The following is an 18,072-nucleotide window of genomic DNA, read 5'->3' as shown; positions in this document are numbered from 1 at the left end:
CCCGGGCGCCCGCCGGTCACCCGTGCCCTCCGGGGGCGAGGGTTTCGCTTCTCCGGGTCACACCGGAGGCGAGCACCGTGCGGGCAGCGTGACCCTGCCGGGCCGGTGTTCGAAGGTGTCCATCACGAGCCACTCGTCCAGCTCGGGGTCGTACGGATTCTGGATGCCGAACTGCAGCACCTGCCAGAACGTGCCGCGATCGCGCTGATCGACGTAGATGTCGCCGAGTGTCGGCGGGAACCGCAGGAACTTCCCCGGAGGCAGCTGCGGTACGACGACCCCGACCCGCCAGTGGTTCACGTACCGGTTCGGATTCCCCTGGAGGATCTCCCGCCCGACGAACCGCGCGGTGCCGAGCTTCCGGTTCAGGGTCTCCAGATCGAAGCCCGGGATCCGGGAGCACGGATGCTCGGTCAGGCCGGGCCACTTGTAGGTCAGCGTGTAGAGCGCGCCGCGGTGGATCAGGTTGGTGAACCAGATCGGGTACTGCGGGCCTCCCGCGACCATCCGGCTGTCGCCGTCCCGCCCCTCCCAGGTGAACGGGACCGTGATGCCCAGATCCCGGACGATCCACTTCCCCCTCCCGCGGAAGTCACGCGGCAGGCGGGGCGGCCGCGGAGCCTGTGCGGCGGCGTCTGCCCCGGTGGTGTTGGCGGTTGCGGTCGTGGTTGCGGTGACGCGGCGGGCGCCGTAGCCGCGATGGCGGGCGGCGGCGTGGCCCCGGCCCGCGTACCGGCGCCGGCCGGCGACAACGTCGCCGAGGCGACGGCGATGACCCCGGCGAGAACCGCCGACGCCGCCGCCCGGCGTGTGAGTGTCCAGCCCATGGCCTCCCTCGGCTGTCACGTCGAGCGCCGTCGCGGCGCGGGGTGGAACGCCGAGATGCTGCCCGGTCGCCATGCGTGGGGGTGAGAGGTGTTCAGGAGGTGCTCAAGGCGCTGAAGGGCATCAAGGTCAAGAGGCGTCAAGTGGGACACTTCGTACCAGACGGTGGGCGGGGTTCCCGGAAAGGCGAGCCGCCGCCCCCACCACGCTGCGTGGTCTTTCCCCTGTACGGCGGGGTGGGCGGGTCCGGAGGGCCCCACGGGCCGCGGCCTCACTGCCGTTGCTTCAGTTCTTCCGCGCTTCGATGAGGAAGCGTTGCGAGTGGGCCACGAACGGGCCGTGGCGCTCCATGAAGTCGTGGAGCTCCGCCAGACGCTCGCGGTAGGCGTCGACCGTGAAGCCGGGGACGATCCAGATCACCTTGCGGAGGAAGTGGACCACCGCGGCGATGTCGTGGAACTCCATCCGCAGGGCCTCCTGGCGCAGGTCGGCGACCTCCAGTCCCGCCGCTTCCGCCGTGCTCGCCGCCGCGATCGGGGTGGCGCCGGCGGTGGTCGCGAGCGGTCCCGGCGAGGAGTGGGCCGAAGCCGGCTGCGGCCCCATCATGAACTCGGTCAGTTCGCGCACCGACCCGGGGCCCACCTGCTGGGACAGGTACGTGCCGTCCGGCCGCAGGACCCGGCGGACCTCGTCCCAGCGGGTCACCACCGGATGCCGGCTGACGACCAGGTCGAAGTGGTCCGACGGGAACGGCAGGCCGGCCCTGTCGTCCACCTCGGCGACCGTCGCGCCGAACCCGGCCAGATTGCGCCGGGCGATGTCCACGTTCGGTGGCCACGACTCCGTCGCCGCCACCACCGGTGGGGCGACCGGGACCGAGGCCAGGACCTCGCCGCCGCCGGTCTGGATGTCCAGCACCGCCTCGGCCTTCGCCGCCCGGTCCGCGAGCAGCCGCGCATAGCCCCACGACGGGCGCTGCTCGGTCGCGCGACCGGTGAACCAGGAGAAGTCCCAGCCCTCCGTGGGGACGGCCGCGCCTTCGGCGATGAGGTCTTCGAACCGGGACATTCGGCGGGATTCGAACCGGGGCATCCAGCGAGACTGGCAGACGGTCGCGGCCGTCCGCACCGGAATTTCGACGACGGATGCCCCCGGGCGTCCGTGGCCCGGGGAGTGCGCCGGGGGTGACCGGCCGGGCGGCCTCCCCGTCCTCTCGTCGCAGGTCGGACCGCATGATCGCCACACGCGGATGCGAACCGCGCGGCATGCGGTGACCCTGGAGAGGAGGGGGCCGGTGGGGTGGGGCACAGCGGCGAGGAGGACGAACATGTCCATGATGGACAAGCTCAAGAACATGCTGAAGGGGCACGAGGACCAGGCGAGCAAGGGCGTCGACAAATCGGGCGACATGGTCGACGACCGGACCCAGGGCAAGCACCGTCGCCAGGTCGACACCGCTCAGGACAAGGCCAAGGACCAGCTCGGCGGCGACCAGGGACAGGACCGGCCGCCCCAGCCCTGACAGCCGGCCCTGACAGCACCCTTCCCGTGAACCCACCCGTCTCCGAGGGCTGTTGACCGCATCGCGCCTTCGCCGGGACGTCCGGCCCGGCAGCCGGCTGCGGCACCGCACCTCGGCGGTCGGCGGCCTGCCCGACGGGCCCGCGGGGCACAGGCGGAGCGGAACCGATGACGCCTGCGCTGAACCGGTGACGGAAGCCGGATGCGGCAGCGCACCGCGGCGCCACAGGGACGGAACGCAGAGGGTCGGGGCCCGGACCGTACGCGCGGTCCGGGCCTCCGGCTGCGTTGTCGCAGGCCGTCGTGCTCGTGTGTCTCCGCACCCCTCCGGCGAGCTGGCCGGTCTGTCGGCAGGTGGGCGGGTCGCCGGTGTTCCGAGGTCCGGTGCCGCGCGGCCGAGCCCTGTCGGCGGGGACAGCCGGTCCGGCTCGTAAGGAGTGCCGACGGCGGCATCATGCCCCGAGTTCGCGCCGCAGCTCATGGGTGAGTCGGCGCAGGAGCTCGATCGTCTCGGCGTGCTCCTCGGCGCTCATGGTGGGCCGGGTGTGGAATACCCGGCGGGCGAGGCGGTCGGTGAGCTCGACGGTGCCGGCCGCGCACAGGAGGTGGAGAGCGGACCGACCGTCCTGGAGACGCAGTGCCAACTCGTTGATGCCGGGCCCGTCGTCCCCCTCGCGTCGACCACGCAACTGCTCGAAAAGTTGGCTTCCCGCGGTGGTGAAGTCGACGGCGGCCCTGAGTTTTTGCTCCCGCACCCACAGACGGTCCTGTCGGCGCCCCGTGAACCACGAGCCCAGGCCGACTCCCAGCAGGCTCGCCCCGGCCCCGATAACGACGGCGAGTATCTCTGCCACGGCGCTTCCCCCTGCTCCATCGCCCAGGCATCGGAACATACCCAGCGCTGATGCAGACGATGGGCGGAGACCGCCCATCCGCGCTGCGGCCTCAGCCGACCCGGGGGCGGCCGCCGTGGCGGACCCAGACATTGGGTTCGGTGTAGACCGCGTGGTCCTGCGCGGTGTCGCAGTGCACCGGGGCCAGGGCGCCCGGCACCTCGACGGCGCCGTCGCGATCGAAGGGCAGGTCCGTCCACGCCCGCCACTGGGCCAGGGAGCCGCTGACCGTCATCGACGCCGGAGCGACCTTCTCGATGGTGCCGCCGGCCCGGACGTGAACCCGCAGCCAAGGGTCGCTCGGCAGGCCGTCGTTGCGCCGGTGGCGGATGTACTCCGCCATGGGGACGTGCGGTTGCAGGTGCTTGGCCGTCGGACGGACCGGTGCCAGCAGCACGTCATGGCCCTGCCGGCCGACCGCGGCGCGCATCGCCGACAGCATGCGGGAGGACAGCCCGCAGCCGAGATACCCGGTGTCCACCGTGATTTCGAGCGCGCTCGCCGTCGTCGGGGAGTTCCCGCGGCTCCGGTCGGCGAACGCCCACCCCAGGACGCGGTCCCACCCCTGGTCCGGCATCTCCTCGCGCCCCGCGAGCGCGGTGCTGAACGGCACGCTGAGGCCCCGCGCCACCACGCGGTCGCCGTCCGTCGCCACGACGCAGTACTGCGGGAAGTCCTCGGGAACCCGCCACAGCAGGGCACCGGCGATCTGGTCCTGCGGTATGAACGCCGGCCAGCTCTCGGTGATCTCGTAGACCCGGCCGATCAGCGACGGGCGCTCGTCGAGCGCGGTGATCTTGATGTCTGCCACGGCGGGAATATCCCACGAGGGATGCGCCGCGAGTACGGAATATGTGACCGGGGCCGTGGGAGGGCGTCGGGTCCGGACGCTCTGGGGGCTGCCCCTGTGGTCGCGCGTAGGGCGCGATGCTCACAGCGACGTTCCCAGTCGCTCGCGCTGTACTGCGTGGCCCTCCTGTCCGCGGAGGCCGGCCCGGGTGCCGAACAGGATGACGAGGTTCTGTGACGCTCGCCACAACAGGTCTGCGTATCCCGGACATTGCGGTGGGCGCGATCGTGCACGGATCCCGGGGGGTGCTTCCGGTCCGCGCATCTCCCCGGCCGATGGCCCTCGGGGGTCGCAACAGGGCGGGCGACGCGCCCCGGGCGGTGTCGCAGCCCCACGGCGGGCGGATCAACGACGAAGGCCCCGACCGTGACCGGTCGGGGCCTTCCATCAGGCGGAGGATACGAGATTCGAACTCGTGAGGGGTTGCCCCCAACACGCTTTCCAAGCGTGCGCCCTAGGCCTCTAGGCGAATCCTCCGCGGCAAACAATACAAGACGCGGAGGAGTGCTCGCGAACTCGTTCCCACCCGGTCCGATCCGCTAGGGTGGGGCGCAGCCCCCCACGCGGCGCTATCTCACCGAACTCCCCCAGGGCCGGAAGGCAGCAAGGGTAAGTGAGCTCTGACGGGTGCGTGGGGGGCCCTTTGCTGCCCGGGCTCCGTCCCGTGGCGCTTTGTGTCCCGGGCCGCTCCTGCCGTGGTCCCGGGCACACCCAGGCCGTCGTTCCGCGAGGCCCCCGGCTGTCGTTCCGCCGGGACACCACCGTCGTTCCGCGATGCCCCTCGCCGATGTTCTGCGAGCGCCCGGACTGCCGTTCGGGCGGGACCCGACCCGTCTTTCCGCGAGCGCCCCGGCTGTCGTTCCGGCGGGCGCGGCTCTGTTCCGAGGCGGTCCGCTTCGCCGGCTCCGTTCCGGGCGCGTCCGCTTCGCCGCCCCTTCGGACCCTGCCTCCGGCGGAGTCCGGGAGCGTCGGACCGGGCGTGGTGTGCCGGGGCCGGCTGCTCGTGGTCGGCGGGGGCGGCTCGTTGTCGGTGCGGGCCGATATCGTCGTATGCGTGTCGTCCCTCGCGCTCTACCGCCGTTACCGCCCCGAGTCCTTCGCCGAGGTCATCGGGCAGGAGCATGTCACCGATCCGCTGCAGCAGGCGCTGCGGAACAACCGGGTCAACCACGCGTATCTCTTCAGTGGTCCGCGCGGCTGCGGCAAGACGACCAGCGCCCGCATCCTCGCCCGCTGTCTGAACTGCGTGCAGGGGCCCACCCCCACGCCCTGCGGCGAGTGCCAGTCCTGCCAGGACCTGGCGCGGAACGGGCCGGGGTCGATCGACGTCATCGAGATCGACGCCGCGTCCCACGGTGGTGTGGACGACGCCCGGGAGCTGCGCGAGAAGGCCTTCTTCGGACCGGCGTCGAGCCGGTACAAGATCTACATCATCGATGAGGCGCACATGGTCACCTCGGCGGGGTTCAACGCCCTGCTGAAGGTGGTCGAGGAGCCGCCGGAGCACCTGAAGTTCATCTTCGCGACGACCGAGCCGGAGAAGGTCATCGGCACGATCCGTTCGCGGACCCACCACTACCCGTTCCGGCTCGTGCCGCCCGGCACACTGCGCGACTACCTCGGCGAGGTGTGCGGGCGGGAGCGGATCCCGGTGGACGACGGCGTGCTCCCGCTGGTCGTGCGCGCGGGCGCGGGCTCCGTCCGGGACTCGATGTCCGTGATGGACCAGCTCCTCGCCGGTGCGGGTGAGGAGGGTGTGACGTATGCCATGGCCACCGCCCTCCTCGGCTACACCGACGGTTCGCTGCTGGACAGCGTGGTGGACGCGTTCGCCGCGGGCGACGGCGCTGCGGCGTTCGAGGTCGTGGACCGGGTCATCGAGGGCGGCAACGACCCCCGGCGGTTCGTCGCCGACCTGCTGGAGCGCCTGCGCGACCTGGTGATTCTCGCGGCGGTGCCGGACGCCGGGGAGAAGGGCCTGATCGACGCCCCGGCCGATGTCGTGGAGCGGATGCAGGCCCAGGCCTCCGTCTTCGGTCCGGCCGAGCTCAGCCGGGCGGCCGACCTGGTCAACGAGGGCCTCACCGAGATGCGCGGCGCCACCTCGCCGCGGCTGCAGCTCGAGCTGATCTGCGCACGGCTGCTGCTGCCCGCGGCCTTCGACGACGAGCGTTCGGTGCAGGCCCGGCTGGAGCGGCTGGAGCGCGGCGCCGTCGCGGGCGGGGCGGTGGCCGGAGCGGGCGCCGGTCCCGCGATGGGATACGTACCGGGGCCCCAGGCCCATGGCGCCCCGGCCGGTGCCCCGGCGGGCGAGCCGGCACCCGCGGGTCCCGCGGGCCCGGCGGCAGCCCGTGCGGCGCTGCCCGGCAAGGGCCCGGCGGCGGGCGGCGGCGGGCCCGCGGCCCAGGAGGGTTCCGAGGGCGAGGGCACGGGCGGGCAGCGCCCGGGGGCATGGCCCGGCGCCGGGGGCGCGGGAGCGGCGCCCGGCGCGGACGCCGGAGCCCCGCCGGAGGCGGCCCCGGCTCAGAGTGACACCGCAGGTCAGCGCCCCGGGGCCTGGCCCACGGGCGGACCGTCCGGCGCGGGCGCCGGTGCTCCGCAGGGCGCCGCGGAGCGGCCCGGCGAGGGTGCGGCGGCGCAGCAGCGTCCGGGCGCCTGGCCGACGGCCGCCTCGTCAGCCTCGTCAGCCCCGTCCGACGCGACCGGTGGGGCGGGGCGCAGGCCCGGCGGCTGGCCCACCGCGGGTACCCCCGGGCAGGGCGGGGGCCCGGCCCAGGCTCCGGCGGCTCCGGCGTCGAGCGGCCCCGCGCCGTCGAGCGCTCCCGCGCCGTCGGGTGGCTCCGTGGCGCCGTCGGCGGCCCAGGGCGCCGTCCAGGTCCGTCAGATGTGGCCGGACATTCTCGAGGCGGTGAAGAACCGGCGCCGCTTCACCTGGATCCTGCTGAGCCAGAACGCCCAGGTCGCGGGCTTCGACGGCACCACGCTCCAGCTCGCCTTCTCCAACGCGGGCGCCCGGGACAGCTTCGTCGGCGGTGGCAGTGAGGACGTGCTGCGGCAGGCGCTGAGCGAGTCGCTGGGCGTGCAGTGGCGGGTCGAGGCGATCGTCGATCCGTCCGGCGGCGGTGGTTCCCAGGGTGGTTCCGCGGGCCCGGGGCAGGGGCCCGGTCCCGGCTTCGGCGGTGGCGGCGGGGCACCGCGCCCGGCCGCCCCGGCCCCCCAGCAGCCGGCCCGCCCGGCGGCGCCCGCGCCGGAGGCCGCCCCGCCCCCGGCGGCACCGGCACCGGAGGCGCGGCCGCGCCCCGAGGCGGGCGCCTACGGGGCCCCGGAGCGTCCGCCGGTCTCCCTGGAGGACGACCTCCCGGAGGAGGACGACCCGGACCTCGACGAGTCGGCGCTGAGCGGCCACGACCTGATCGTCCGCGAGCTGGGCGCGACCGTGGTCGAGGAATTCAGCCACGAGTAGCGCCACGAGTCACGCGTACCGCCACGAGTCACGAGTAGCGCCACGAGTCATCGCCACGCGGGGCCCGGCACGCGCCCGCCCCGCCCCCGACGGGGACCGGCTCGGCCGCCTGCCGGCGGACCGGCTCCGGCACCCCGTGCCGGCGGACCGGCTCCCGTGCCGGGCGCCGTACCAGGCGTCTTCGTACGGCGTAGGGCGCGGGGCCCGGTGAGCACGTAGGCTCGGGCTACTGGAACAAACGTCGTCGAGTGCCAGGAGCAAGCCGTGATTCCCGGTGGTCAGCAGCCCGATATGCAGCAGCTGCTTCAGCAGGCCCAGAAGATGCAGCAGGACCTCGCCGCGGCCCAGCAGGAGCTGGCCGAGACCCCTGTCGAGGGTTCCGCGGGCGGCGGGCTCGTCAAGGCCACGGTCACCGGAGCCGGTGAGCTCCAGGGCCTGGTCATCGACCCGAAGGCCGTGGATCCTGATGACACGGAGACCCTCGCGGATCTGGTTCTCGCGGCCGTCCGCGATGCCAACAACGCCGCGCAGGAGCTCCAGCAGCAGAAGCTGGGACCGCTCGCGCAGGGCCTCGGCGGCATGCCGGGGATGCCTTTCTGATCCGGCTCCGGCCGGAGGGGCGCGGTTCGTGGCCGTGCCCGGTCCGTTCGCCCGGCACCGGAATCGGAACCGGCCGGTGAGCCGGTTCTGATCCGGACCTTAGAACGGATCAACTAGCGTACGAACCAGGAAAGAAGAAGGAGACGGCGTTCCGTGTACGAAGGCGTGGTCCAGGACCTCATCGACGAGTTGGGCAGGCTGCCCGGCGTCGGTCCCAAGAGCGCGCAGCGGATCGCCTTCCACGTCCTCCAGGCCGAGCCGGCCGACGTCCGTCGGCTCGCCCACGCACTGACCGAGGTCAAGGCCAAGGTCCGGTTCTGTTCCGTCTGCGGGAACGTCGCGCAGGAGGAGCAGTGCCGGGTCTGCCAGGACCCGCGCCGGGACCGGGCGGTCATCTGCGTCGTGGAGGAGCCGAAGGACGTCGTCGCGATTGAGCGGACCCGTGAGTTCCGCGGCCGTTATCACGTGCTCGGCGGGGCGATCAGCCCCATCGAGGGCGTGGGCCCGGACGACCTGCGGATCCGGGAACTGCTGGCCAGGCTCGCCGACGGTGTCGTCACCGAGCTGATCCTGGCCACCGACCCGAATCTCGAGGGGGAGGCGACCGCCACCTACCTCGCCCGCATGGTCAAGCCCATGGGCCTGAAGGTCACGCGACTGGCCAGCGGGCTCCCCGTGGGGGGAGACCTGGAGTACGCCGACGAGGTCACGCTGGGGCGTGCCTTCGAAGGGAGACGACTTCTCGATGTCTGACGCCACGCTCCACGACAGCAAGCAGGACCCGGACGACTTCGCCGTCCAGATCGCCGACCAGGTCGAGAGCTTCATCGTCGCGGTCACGGAAGTGGCCAAGGGCGACGAGCCGGGCAGCGCGATCCCGTATCTCCTGCTGGAGGTCTCCCAGCTGCTCCTGGCGGGCGGCCGGCTGGGGGCGCACGAGGACATCGTCCCGGACGAGCGGTACGAGACGGACGCCGGCCCGGAGCCGGACGACGTCGACGAGCTGCGGGAACGCTTCGCCCGGCTGCTGGACCCGGCAGACGTCTACTCCGAGGTCTTCGACCCGTACGTGCCCCGCAGCGAGCCGGTGGCCTGCCGGATCTCCGACGACCTCGCCGACATCATCACCGACCTGCGGCACGGCATGGCCCACTACCGGGCGGGCCGGGTGACCGAGGCGCTGTGGTGGTGGCAGTTCTCGTACTTCTCCAACTGGGGGCCGACGGCCTCCGCGGCGCTCCGCGCCCTGCAGTCGCTGCTCGCCCACATCCGCACCGAGAGCCCGCTCGACGAGCTGGACGGACTGGACACGGACACCGTCGCGGTGGCCGATGTGTCGCTGGAGGAGGAGGCGGGCCGGGTGATGGCCCAGGAGATCGCCGCCCCGCTGGGCGTGCGTCCGGTCCGCAGCTGAGCCCCGTACCGGGCCTTCCGCTGCGGGAGCCGGTCCGAGGCCGCCGGGTACCCCGTATGCGCGCGCTCACGGCACACCGCCGTGTGAACTGGGTTACGTTTCCGTGTGCTCTGCCCTCCAGCGGGCAGGGGCCTTGCCGGAGCGGGCTCGGAAAGGCAGCGCGCCTGTGATCACGTGGTGAACCCTGGGTCTCACCATGCGATACCAGGGTGGCTCTTTTTCCCTGCTCGTTAGACTGAGCCGACCGAAGGATCCTGATTCGGGGTCCCCGGAAGACAAGAGTTGCGAGGAGCGCACGTGGGCCTTGTCGTGCAGAAGTACGGCGGCTCCTCCGTTGCGGATGCCGAAGGCATCAAGCGCGTCGCCAAGCGGATCGTCGAAGCCAAGAGGAGCGGCCACCAGGTGGTCGTCGTGGTTTCGGCGATGGGTGACACGACGGACGAGCTGATCGATCTCGCTGCGCAGGTATCCCCGATCCCTGCCGGACGAGAGTTCGACATGCTGCTGACCGCCGGAGAGCGAATCTCCATGGCGCTGCTGGCGATGGCGATCAAAAACCTGGGTCACGAGGCCCAGTCGTTCACCGGCAGCCAGGCCGGCGTCATCACCGACTCGGTCCACAACAAAGCGCGGATCATCGACGTCACGCCGGGCCGTATTCAGCAGTCCGTCGACGAGGGCAACATCGCCATCGTCGCCGGTTTCCAGGGTGTGTCCCAGGACAAGAAGGACATCACCACGCTGGGGCGGGGCGGCTCGGACACCACCGCGGTGGCACTGGCCGCCGCGCTGAACGCCGAGGTCTGTGAGATCTACACCGATGTCGACGGTGTGTTCACCGCCGACCCGCGGGTGGTCAAGAAGGCCCGCAAGATCGATTGGATCTCGTTCGAGGACATGCTGGAGCTGGCCAGCTCCGGGTCCAAGGTGCTGCTGCACCGGTGCGTCGAGTACGCACGCCGTTACAACATTCCGATCCACGTCCGGTCGTCGTTCTCCGGCCTCCGGGGCACGTGGGTCAGCAACGAACCGCGAGGGGACGACCAGCCGATGGAGCAGGCGATCATTTCGGGGGTTGCCCACGACACGTCCGAGGCCAAGGTCACGGTCGTCGGGGTGCCGGACAAGCCGGGCGAGGCCGCGACGATCTTCCGGGCGATCGCGGACGCCGAGATCAACATCGACATGGTGGTGCAGAACGTCTCGGCCGCGTCGACCGGTCTGACCGACATCTCCTTCACCCTGCCGAAGACCGAGGGCCGCAAGGCCATCACGGCTCTGGAGCGGACGAAGAACGCCATAGGGTTCGAGTCCCTGCGCTACGACGACCAGATCGCCAAGATCTCGCTGGTCGGCGCGGGCATGAAGACCAACCCGGGCGTCACCGCCGGCTTCTTCGAGGCCCTGTCCAACGCCGGGGTCAACATCGAGCTGATCTCCACCTCGGAGATCCGTATCTCCGTCGTCACCCGTGCCGACGACGTCAACGAGGCCGTGCGCGCGGTGCACACCGCCTTCGGCCTCGACAGTGAGAGCGACGAGGCCGTCGTCTACGGAGGTACCGGGCGATGACTTCCGCCCCCGGGCGCAAGCCCACCCTGGCTGTCGTCGGCGCCACCGGCGCCGTCGGCACCGTGATGCTCGGCATCCTCTCGGAGCGTGCCGACATCTGGGGCGAGATCCGCCTCATCGCCTCACCGCGCTCGGCGGGCAAGAAGCTCGTCGTCCGCGGTGAGGAGGTCGAGGTCGTCGCGCTGAGCGAGGAGGCGTTCGAGGGCGTCGACGTCGCGATGTTCGACGTGCCGGACGAGGTCTCGGCCGAGTGGGCGCCGGTCGCCGCCGCCAAGGGCGCGGTCGCCGTCGACAACTCCGGCGCCTTCCGGATGGACCCGGACGTCCCGCTGGTGGTTCCCGAGGTGAACGCCCGCGCCGCGCGGGTCCGCCCGAAGGGCATCATCGCGAACCCCAACTGCACCACCCTGTCGATGATCGTCGCGATGGGCGCGCTGCACTCCGAGTGGGGCCTGTCCGAGCTGATCGTCTCCTCCTACCAGGCCGTTTCCGGCTCGGGCAAGGAAGGCGTCGACACCCTCCGGGACCAGCTCGCCAAGGTGACGGGCACGGACCTGGGCACCCAGCCCGGCGATGTGCGCCGCGCGGTGGGCGAGTTCGGCCCGTACCCGGCGCCGATCGCGCTCAACGTCGTGCCGTTCGCCGGTTCGCTGAAGGACGACGGCTGGACCTCCGAGGAGCTCAAGGTCCGCAACGAGTCGCGGAAGATCCTGGGCCTGCCCGACCTGCGGGTCACGGCGACCTGCGTCCGCGTCCCGGTGGTCACCACGCACTCGCTGACCGTGCACGCGCGGTTCGAGACCGAGGTCTCGGTCGCCAAGGCGCACGAGATCCTGAGCGGCGCGCCCGGTGTGGTGCTGTGCGACAACCCGGCGCAGGGCGAGTTCCCGACCCCGGCGGACGTCGTGGGCACCGACCCGACCTGGGTGGGCCGGGTGCGGCGCTCCCTGGACGACCCGCAGGCGCTCGAACTCTTCGTGTGCGGTGACAACCTCCGCAAGGGGGCCGCCCTGAACACCGCTCAGATCGCCGAGGTCGTCGCCGCGGAGCTCACCTCCGCGTAGTCCCGCGACGGGTGACTCCCCGACCGTCTGTGAAGGTTATGTGATCAAGTCGTTGGTCCGTACCCTTGAACTGGGCTGACGATCTGTTCGACTATTCGCTCCCCACTCACTGCAACCGGCAGTGGGTGGGGAGCGTCTTTGTTGCCGTCGCTCGGAGTCGCTGAATTAAATGGGGCATTTGGAAAGAACGGTGCGCATGAGGGCATGTAGTGCTTTGTCGAAAGCGGTGGCTCACGCGTACAACCCTCAGGGGGGGAAGCGTGTCCAACAAGCGTGGCAGAAGTACTCGGCATGGCAGCGCCCCATGGGGGCGGCACGGCGGTTCTGCGACCGCTCCGTCCTCGCGCGACCGGTGGAATGCCGGTGATCGCGCCCATGCCCGCTGCGCAGACCACCCACGTACCGTCGCAGCGCGAGGGCGCTGACGAGGCGATGACCGCGGGTACCACAGTCGATCACCTCACCGAGACCTACCGTGCCCACTACCGGTCCCTGCTCGGTCTCGCCGCCCTCCTCCTCGACGACACGGCCTCGTGCGAGGACGTTGTGCAGGAGGCGTTCATACGCGTGCATTCCGCGCGTAGTAGGGTCCGCGACCCGGAGAAGACTCTCGCCTATCTCAGGCAGACGGTCGTCAACCTGTCCCGCTCCGCGCTGCGCCGCCGCATCCTCGGACTGAAGCTGCTGTCCAAGCCGATGCCCGACATGGCGAGCGCCGAGGAGGGGGCGTACGAACAGCTGGAGCGCGACCAATTGATCAAGGCGATGCGCGGACTGCAGCGCCGGCAGCGCGAGGTCCTCGTGCTGCGCTACTTCGCCGACATGACCGAGGCCCAGGTGGCCGAGACGCTCGGGATTTCGCTCGGCTCGGTCAAGGCGTACGGCTCGCGGGGCATCGCGGCGCTCCGCGTCGCCATGGAGGCCCCGGCATGAGCGAGCAGAAGCACGGGCCGGAGAGAGAACCCGAGGCCGCCGTTCGGGGGGATGGGCGGTCCTCCGGTCCGGAGCGTGAGCCGTCCGGCGTGGAGCGTGAGTCGTCCGTTCCGGGGGGCGAGGCGTCCGATGCTGGGCGCTCGGCGCCCGATGCGGATCGTGAGGTGGCCGTGCCGGGTGGTGAGTCCGAGGTGGATTCCGGGGCGACGGACGGGTCCGAGGGCGAGGTGGTGGCGGAGTCCTTCGAGGCCGGCTCCGCGGCGGACGGCTCCGAGGCGGATTCCGGAGCGACGGATGCCTCCGAGGCCGATGCCGCGACGGACGGTTCCGAGAGCGATTCCGCGTACGCCTCCGAGGCCGGGGTGACGGCTCTGCTCGCGGCGGTGCGTGGCCCCGCCGGTTCCGAGGGGCCGTCGAATGCGGATTCCGAGGTGCCGCGGGATGCGGACGGCCCCGGCCTGGACGAGCAGGCCCTCCGGGCGCTGCTGCACACCGCCGTCGACGACATCGAGCCTGCGCCGCACGCGCTCGACCATCTCCGGTACGCGGTCCCGGCGCGCCGTGCCCGCAAGCGGCAGGCGCTGGTCGGCGCGGCGGCCGCCGTGCTGCTGGTCGGCAGTGCCGTGCCCGCGCTGGTGCACGTCGCCCGCGACGCGGGGGTGACGGAGGCGCACCCGGCCAACGCCGGGCACAGCGAACGGACTCACGGCGGCTCCGGTGGCGCCGCCGCCGAAGCCGAGGACGGCGGGAAGGCGAAGGAGCCGTCCGACAAGGAGACCGAGAGCGGCAAGCGCGACCGGGACAGTGAGAAGGGCGACGCGTCGGAGCAGCCGGCCGGCGGCACGGTGGGTGGCGGGGCGGACCCGTCCGAGACCATGGCCGCCACCTCGCCGACCTGCACCCGGGACCAGCTCAGCGGTGGTGTCGCCACGCCCGCCACGCTCGACGGTTCGAGCACGGTGTACGGCTCGTTCCAGGTCACCAACACCTCCGACGCGGCCTGCACCGTCGACGGAGGCGGACAGGTCTTCGCAACCGCGCAGGGCGGCGCCGACGGAACCCGGATCTCCGTGGTGGACCACACCGCGGGCGACCCGGCCACCGGCCTGCCCGACCCGGCCACCCAGCCCCAGACGGTGATCCTCCAGCCGGGAGTCGCCTATCAGGTGAAGTTCGCCTGGGTGCCGGCCGAGGGGGGTGCGGGCGGCTGCCCCAACCCCGGTCCGACGCCGGACCCGGGCAGCTCGGGCACCGCGGGTGAGCCGGACGGCGCGACGGTGGCCGAGACGACCGAGGGCGACCAGGGCACTCCGCCCGCGGGCAGCGTGGCACTCAGTCACACCCCGCAGGCCGGTGCGCCCAGCGCCGCCGACGCCACCATCACCAACGCCTGCGCCGGGACGATCTACCGCACGGGGGCACTGGCGACCGCCTGAGCTGCTGCTGGAGCGGCTGCTCGGATGGCTGCGGAAACGGCTCTCGGGTCATCGATCGGGTGACCGCTCGCGTTGCTGCCGGGGCTTCCTCCGTCCGGGCTGTCCGGCCCGGAGCCCGGCTGCCCGGATGCCTGCCCCGGGTCCGGGCTTGTCCGGACTCCGGTGGGCGGGGGAGGCGGTGACCCCGGGGGCGGGGGCCCCGGCTGTGGCCCGTACCGTGGTGGTGTGTACCGGTTCCTGCTGACGCCCCGCTGGTGGGGAATCAACCTCTTCGTCGCGCTCGGCGTGCCGTTCTGCCTCTTCATGGGCAGCTGGCAGCTGGGCCGCTTCGAGACGCGCGTGGAGTCCCATCAGGAGCAGCAGCGGGACGCGGACGCCCATGCCGAGGAGGCGGCGGCGCCGCTGGCCGATCTGCTGCCGGTGACCAAGGAGACGTCGGGCCGGCGCGCCACCGCGACCGGCCACTACGACACCCAACTGCTCGTCCCCGACCGCCGCTTGGGCGACCGGAACGGCTTCTACGTCCTCACGCTGCTGCGTACCGAGGGCGGCGACGCGCTGCCCGTCGTCCGCGGCTGGCTGCCCGGGGACGCCGACCGGGCCGATGTCCCCGAGCCGCCGCGCGGCAAGGTCACCGTGACCGGGGCGCTGCAGGCGTCGGAGACGCAGAGCAGCGACGGGGCCCGGTCCGGAGGGCTTCCCCAGGGGCAACTCGGCATGATCAGCGCGGCGTCGCTGGTGAACGTGGTGCCGTACGGGGTGTACGACGCCTGGATCACGCTCCCCGGGGCCGGGGCCGGGGCCGGGGCGCACGGCGCGCTGCGGCCGGTGCCCCCGACCGCCCCGCAGGGGAGCGGCCTGGACCTCAAGGCGTTCCAGAACCTCGGCTACACGGGTGAGTGGTTCGTCTTTGCCGGGTTCGTGGTCTTCATGTGGTTCCGGCTGCTGCGCCGTGAGGCGGAGGCGCACCGCGATCTGGCCCTGGGCCTGCTGCCGGAGCAGACCGAGCACACGGGAGCCGACCGGACGGGACGATCCGAAGAGCCGGTAGAGGGGTCGGAAGAGGGGGCGGCAGAGGGCGGACGGTCGGAGCAGTCCGGACCCGCCGAGCGGACGAACCCCGCCGAGCCGACGGAACGTGCTGCTGGCCGGGCTCCGGTGAGCGGACCGAGTGACACCGGTTCCGGGCGTGCGGTGCCGGAGTCGGACCCGGCCGGCCGGTCCTGAAGCCCGTCCGACCGGAGCCTGGGGCCGGGGGCTCGTCGGGTACCGCCCCCAGCCGTCAGGTCCGCCCGTGATCCGGGTTGCACCCGGTCCTCAGCCGCCGTTCCCGGTCTTCAGGTGCCGCTCGGCGAAGTCGATCTCCAGGCGCAGTTGCTTGATGCGCTCCTCCACGACCAGGGAGCCGTGTCCCGCGTCGTAGCGGTACACCTCGTGCGGTGCTCCCCGGTCGGCCAGCCGCTGGACGTAGTTCTCCACCTGCCGGATCGGGCAGCGCGGGTCGTTCACGCCGGCCGAGATGTAGACCGGTGCGCGCACCCGGTCCACGTAGGTCAGCGGGGAGGAGGCCGCGAACCGCTCCGGTACCTCCTCCGGGCTCCCGCCCAGCAGGGTGCGGTCCATGGCCTTCAGCGCCTCCATCTCGTCGTGGTAGGCGGTGACGTAGTCCGCGACCGGGACGGCCGCCAGGCCCAGGGCCCAGGCCTCCGGCTGGGTGCCCAGACCGAGCAGCGTGAGATAGCCGCCCCAGGAACCGCCCGCCAGAACCAGGCGGTCCGGATCGGCGAGCCCGGACTCCACGGCCCAGTCGCGGACCGCGGCGATGTCCTCCAGCTCGATCAGCCCCACCCGGTGCTTGAGGGCGTCCGTCCACGCGCGGCCGTACCCGGTGGAACCGCGGTAGTTGACCCGTACGACGGCGAAGCCGTGGTCCACCCAGGCCGCCGGGCCGGCCGCGAAGGCGTCGCTGTCGTGCCAGGTCGGCCCCCCGTGGATGTCGAACACCGTCGGGAACGGGCCCTCACCCTCCGGCTGTTGCACGAGCGCGTGCACCCGGCCGCCGGGTCCCTCGACCCAGGCGTCCGTGACCGGCACGGAATTCGGTGCCTTCATCCCGGGGGGATCCAGCACGGTCCGCCCCGTCGTGGAGCGGACCACCGGCGGCAGCGCTGCCGAGGACCAGAGGTACTCCACCGAGCCGTCCGGCCGGGCCGTCGCCCCGGACACCGTGCCGGGCGGGGTCTCCAGCGGCAGCAGTTCATGGGTGGCGGGCTCGTAGCGCCACAGCCGGCTGCGCGCCTGGTGGCTCTGCTCGATCAGCAGGGCGGAGCCGTCCCCGCCGTCCGCCGGCGCACCCGCCGGCCGGGAGGCGCCGGCCCCGGGAGGCCGGGGGAACCACTCGGCCTCGATGTCCCCGGGCAGCTCGATGGCGAGGGCGGTCTCCTCGCCGGTCAGCGGGTCCCAGATCATCGGCTCCCAGCGGCCGCTGCGCTGGTGCCCGACGAGCATCCGGGAGTCGCCGTCCAGCGGGGAGAATCCCAGGCAGCTCAGGCCGAGTTCCGTCGTGCCGCCCTTGGTGTCGTCGAGTTCGGCCACCACCGAGCCGTCGAGCCGGAGCACCCGGAGCGCGGAGTGCATGGCGTCGCCGTGCTCGGTGTGCTCCATGGCGATCAGCGTGCCGTCGCGGGAGAGGTCGGCGACCCCCGCCGACTCCCGGTGCCGGTAGATCTCCACCGGTTCGGCGCCCGGGCGCAGCACATGGATCGTCGAGCCGTCCTCGTCCGTGGAGCGGCCGACCACGGCCGTGCCGTCCCGGCCCAGTGCCAGACCGGCCGGGTAGGAGGGCTCGAGGCCCGGGGTCGCGGGCTCGTCCGCCCCGCCGCCGAACGGCTGCCGCAGCCAGACGCCGAACTCGTCGCCGTCGGTGTCGTTGAACCACCAGATCCACTCGCCGTCCGGCGAGAGCAGTCCGTCCGTCGTGCCGTTCGGCCGGTCCGTCGCCTGTCGCTGCCCGCCCGTTGTGCGGTCCCAGGCGTAGAGCTCGTAGGTGCCGGTCGCGTTCGAGACGAACAGCGACCGGTCCGGCGCGTCCTCCGCCCAGTCGGGCAGCCCGACTCGCGGTGCCCTGAAGCGCTTCTCCCAGTCCGGCACGGAGCCGGAGGACCCAGTGGTGTCGTCAGTCATGGGCCCATTCTGCGCAGACGTGCCGACATCGTGGTGGGGCGGCCCCCAGCCTGTGGATAACTCTCCGCGGGGCGTCCTCCGTGCCACTCTGCACGGGGGCGTGGAGGGCCGCCCTCAGGGCTGCACCGGGGCCGGACCGGGGGCCGGATGGGGGACGGGATCCGGGTGGCCGGAGCAGGCGTCGGTGCCGCCGGCGGCCCGGCGCTCGCGATGATCTTGAAAGGGATGGATTTCTCCCCTGCGGACCCCGCCGAGCGCACCGTTTTCCCAGGTCAAAGCCGTGCCTCTGCGTCGTGGGGCGATGATCCGCACCAGGTG

15 protein-coding genes, 1 tRNA gene and 1 other RNA gene are annotated in these 18,072 nt (G+C 72.3%); 11 read left to right on the top strand and 6 right to left on the bottom strand.

All coding sequences use genetic code 11. The features are described from left to right. Positions 1–57: 57 nt before the first annotated feature. Both ACFYYR_RS24705 and ACFYYR_RS24700 read right to left on the bottom strand, forming a co-directional pair. The gene (locus ACFYYR_RS24705) at positions 58–846 is read right to left on the bottom strand and encodes a hypothetical protein (RefSeq protein WP_388857465.1); all 789 of its coding nucleotides are present in this window, start codon (positions 844–846) and stop codon (positions 58–60) included. A gap of 264 nt (positions 847–1,110) precedes the next feature. Next, positions 1,111–1,893, bottom strand: coding sequence for a class I SAM-dependent methyltransferase (locus ACFYYR_RS24700; protein ID WP_388857462.1), 783 nt, complete (start codon positions 1,891–1,893; stop codon positions 1,111–1,113). A gap of 259 nt (positions 1,894–2,152) precedes the next feature. On the opposite strand from ACFYYR_RS24700, the gene ACFYYR_RS24695 reads away from it, so the two are divergent. Beyond that, positions 2,153–2,347: an antitoxin gene (locus tag ACFYYR_RS24695; RefSeq protein WP_388857459.1), complete on the top strand. Its 195-nt coding sequence runs from the start codon at positions 2,153–2,155 to the stop codon at positions 2,345–2,347. Between the two features lie 451 nt (positions 2,348–2,798). Here the strand turns inward: ACFYYR_RS24695 and ACFYYR_RS24690 are convergent, their stop codons facing one another. The 3 genes from ACFYYR_RS24690 to ACFYYR_RS24680 all read right to left on the bottom strand — a co-directional run bounded on the left by ACFYYR_RS24690 (position 2,799) and on the right by ACFYYR_RS24680 (position 4,566). Then, positions 2,799–3,200, bottom strand: coding sequence for a hypothetical protein (locus tag ACFYYR_RS24690; RefSeq protein ID WP_388857456.1), 402 nt, complete (start codon positions 3,198–3,200; stop codon positions 2,799–2,801). A gap of 91 nt (positions 3,201–3,291) precedes the next feature. Beyond that, on the bottom strand, positions 3,292–4,059 hold the full coding sequence (locus tag ACFYYR_RS24685; RefSeq protein ID WP_388857621.1) for an N-acetyltransferase: 768 nt from the start codon (positions 4,057–4,059) through the stop codon (positions 3,292–3,294). 422 nt (positions 4,060–4,481) lie between these two features. Next, positions 4,482–4,566 (bottom strand) — tRNA-Ser (locus tag ACFYYR_RS24680). Between the two features lie 74 nt (positions 4,567–4,640). Between ACFYYR_RS24680 and ffs the strand changes: the two genes are divergently transcribed. The 10 genes from ffs (at position 4,641) to ACFYYR_RS24630 (ending at position 15,798) form a co-directional block, all read left to right on the top strand. Further along, positions 4,641–4,735, top strand: an RNA gene (gene ffs, locus ACFYYR_RS24675) — signal recognition particle sRNA small type. Positions 4,736–5,143: 408 nt separating this feature from the next. Then, positions 5,144–7,552, top strand: coding sequence for a DNA polymerase III subunit gamma and tau (locus ACFYYR_RS24670; protein ID WP_388857453.1), 2,409 nt, complete (start codon positions 5,144–5,146; stop codon positions 7,550–7,552). Positions 7,553–7,843: 291 nt separating this feature from the next. Next, positions 7,844–8,152 (top strand): YbaB/EbfC family nucleoid-associated protein, encoded by a 309-nt coding sequence (locus ACFYYR_RS24665; protein WP_388857450.1) that lies wholly within the window; start codon positions 7,844–7,846, stop codon positions 8,150–8,152. 153 nt (positions 8,153–8,305) lie between these two features. Next, on the top strand, positions 8,306–8,905 hold the full coding sequence (recR, locus tag ACFYYR_RS24660; RefSeq protein ID WP_351507929.1) for a recombination mediator RecR: 600 nt from the start codon (positions 8,306–8,308) through the stop codon (positions 8,903–8,905). Further along, a complete protein-coding gene (locus tag ACFYYR_RS24655) occupies positions 8,898–9,566 on the top strand; it encodes a DUF5063 domain-containing protein (RefSeq protein WP_388857446.1) in 669 nt (222 codons plus the stop codon). The genes recR and ACFYYR_RS24655 overlap by 8 nt, the downstream gene beginning before the upstream one ends. Before the next feature lie 297 nt (positions 9,567–9,863). Continuing rightward, positions 9,864–11,138 carry an aspartate kinase gene (locus ACFYYR_RS24650; protein ID WP_351507932.1) on the top strand — a complete coding sequence of 425 codons (1,275 nt, stop codon included), beginning with the start codon at positions 9,864–9,866 and terminating at the stop codon, positions 11,136–11,138. Beyond that, positions 11,135–12,202 carry an aspartate-semialdehyde dehydrogenase gene (locus ACFYYR_RS24645; RefSeq protein ID WP_388857442.1) on the top strand — a complete coding sequence of 356 codons (1,068 nt, stop codon included), beginning with the start codon at positions 11,135–11,137 and terminating at the stop codon, positions 12,200–12,202. The genes ACFYYR_RS24650 and ACFYYR_RS24645 overlap by 4 nt, the downstream gene beginning before the upstream one ends. 291 nt (positions 12,203–12,493) lie before the next feature. Beyond that, complete coding sequence (locus ACFYYR_RS24640; protein WP_388857439.1) at positions 12,494–13,135, top strand: SigE family RNA polymerase sigma factor; 642 nt, start codon at positions 12,494–12,496, stop codon at positions 13,133–13,135. Between the two features lie 164 nt (positions 13,136–13,299). Then, on the top strand, positions 13,300–14,571 hold the full coding sequence (locus tag ACFYYR_RS24635; protein ID WP_388857436.1) for a hypothetical protein: 1,272 nt from the start codon (positions 13,300–13,302) through the stop codon (positions 14,569–14,571). Between the two features lie 225 nt (positions 14,572–14,796). Then, on the top strand, positions 14,797–15,798 hold the full coding sequence (locus ACFYYR_RS24630; protein WP_388857433.1) for an SURF1 family protein: 1,002 nt from the start codon (positions 14,797–14,799) through the stop codon (positions 15,796–15,798). A 90-nt stretch (positions 15,799–15,888) separates the two neighbouring features. On the opposite strand, the gene ACFYYR_RS24625 is transcribed toward ACFYYR_RS24630, so the two are convergent. Beyond that, positions 15,889–17,754 (bottom strand): S9 family peptidase, encoded by a 1,866-nt coding sequence (locus ACFYYR_RS24625; RefSeq protein WP_388857430.1) that lies wholly within the window; start codon positions 17,752–17,754, stop codon positions 15,889–15,891. Positions 17,755–18,072: the final 318 nt, after the last annotated feature.

Origin of the sequence: Streptomyces sp. NPDC001922 (assembly GCF_042891165.1) — a bacterium.
GTDB lineage: Bacteria > Actinomycetota > Actinomycetes > Streptomycetales > Streptomycetaceae > Streptomyces.
The sequence above is the reverse complement of the archived record's forward strand: the minus strand, read 5'-3'. Positions and strand labels throughout refer to the sequence as shown.

What these genes read in the sequence shown, in the direction of transcription:
- ACFYYR_RS24695 (WP_388857459.1), top strand. Translation starts at nt 2,153, where the DNA reads ATGTCCATGATGGACAAGCTCAAGAACATGCTGAAGGGGCACGAGGAC.
- ACFYYR_RS24645 (WP_388857442.1), top strand. Translation starts at nt 11,135, where the DNA reads ATGACTTCCGCCCCCGGGCGCAAGCCCACCCTGGCTGTCGTCGGCGCC.
- ACFYYR_RS24640 (WP_388857439.1), top strand. Translation starts at nt 12,494, where the DNA reads ATGGCAGCGCCCCATGGGGGCGGCACGGCGGTTCTGCGACCGCTCCGT.
- ACFYYR_RS24700 (WP_388857462.1), bottom strand. Translation starts at nt 1,893, where the DNA reads ATGTCCCGGTTCGAAGACCTCATCGCCGAAGGCGCGGCCGTCCCCACG.
- ACFYYR_RS24665 (WP_388857450.1), top strand. Translation starts at nt 7,844, where the DNA reads ATGCAGCAGCTGCTTCAGCAGGCCCAGAAGATGCAGCAGGACCTCGCC.
- ACFYYR_RS24625 (WP_388857430.1), bottom strand. Translation starts at nt 17,754, where the DNA reads ATGACTGACGACACCACTGGGTCCTCCGGCTCCGTGCCGGACTGGGAG.
- ACFYYR_RS24655 (WP_388857446.1), top strand. Translation starts at nt 8,898, where the DNA reads ATGTCTGACGCCACGCTCCACGACAGCAAGCAGGACCCGGACGACTTC.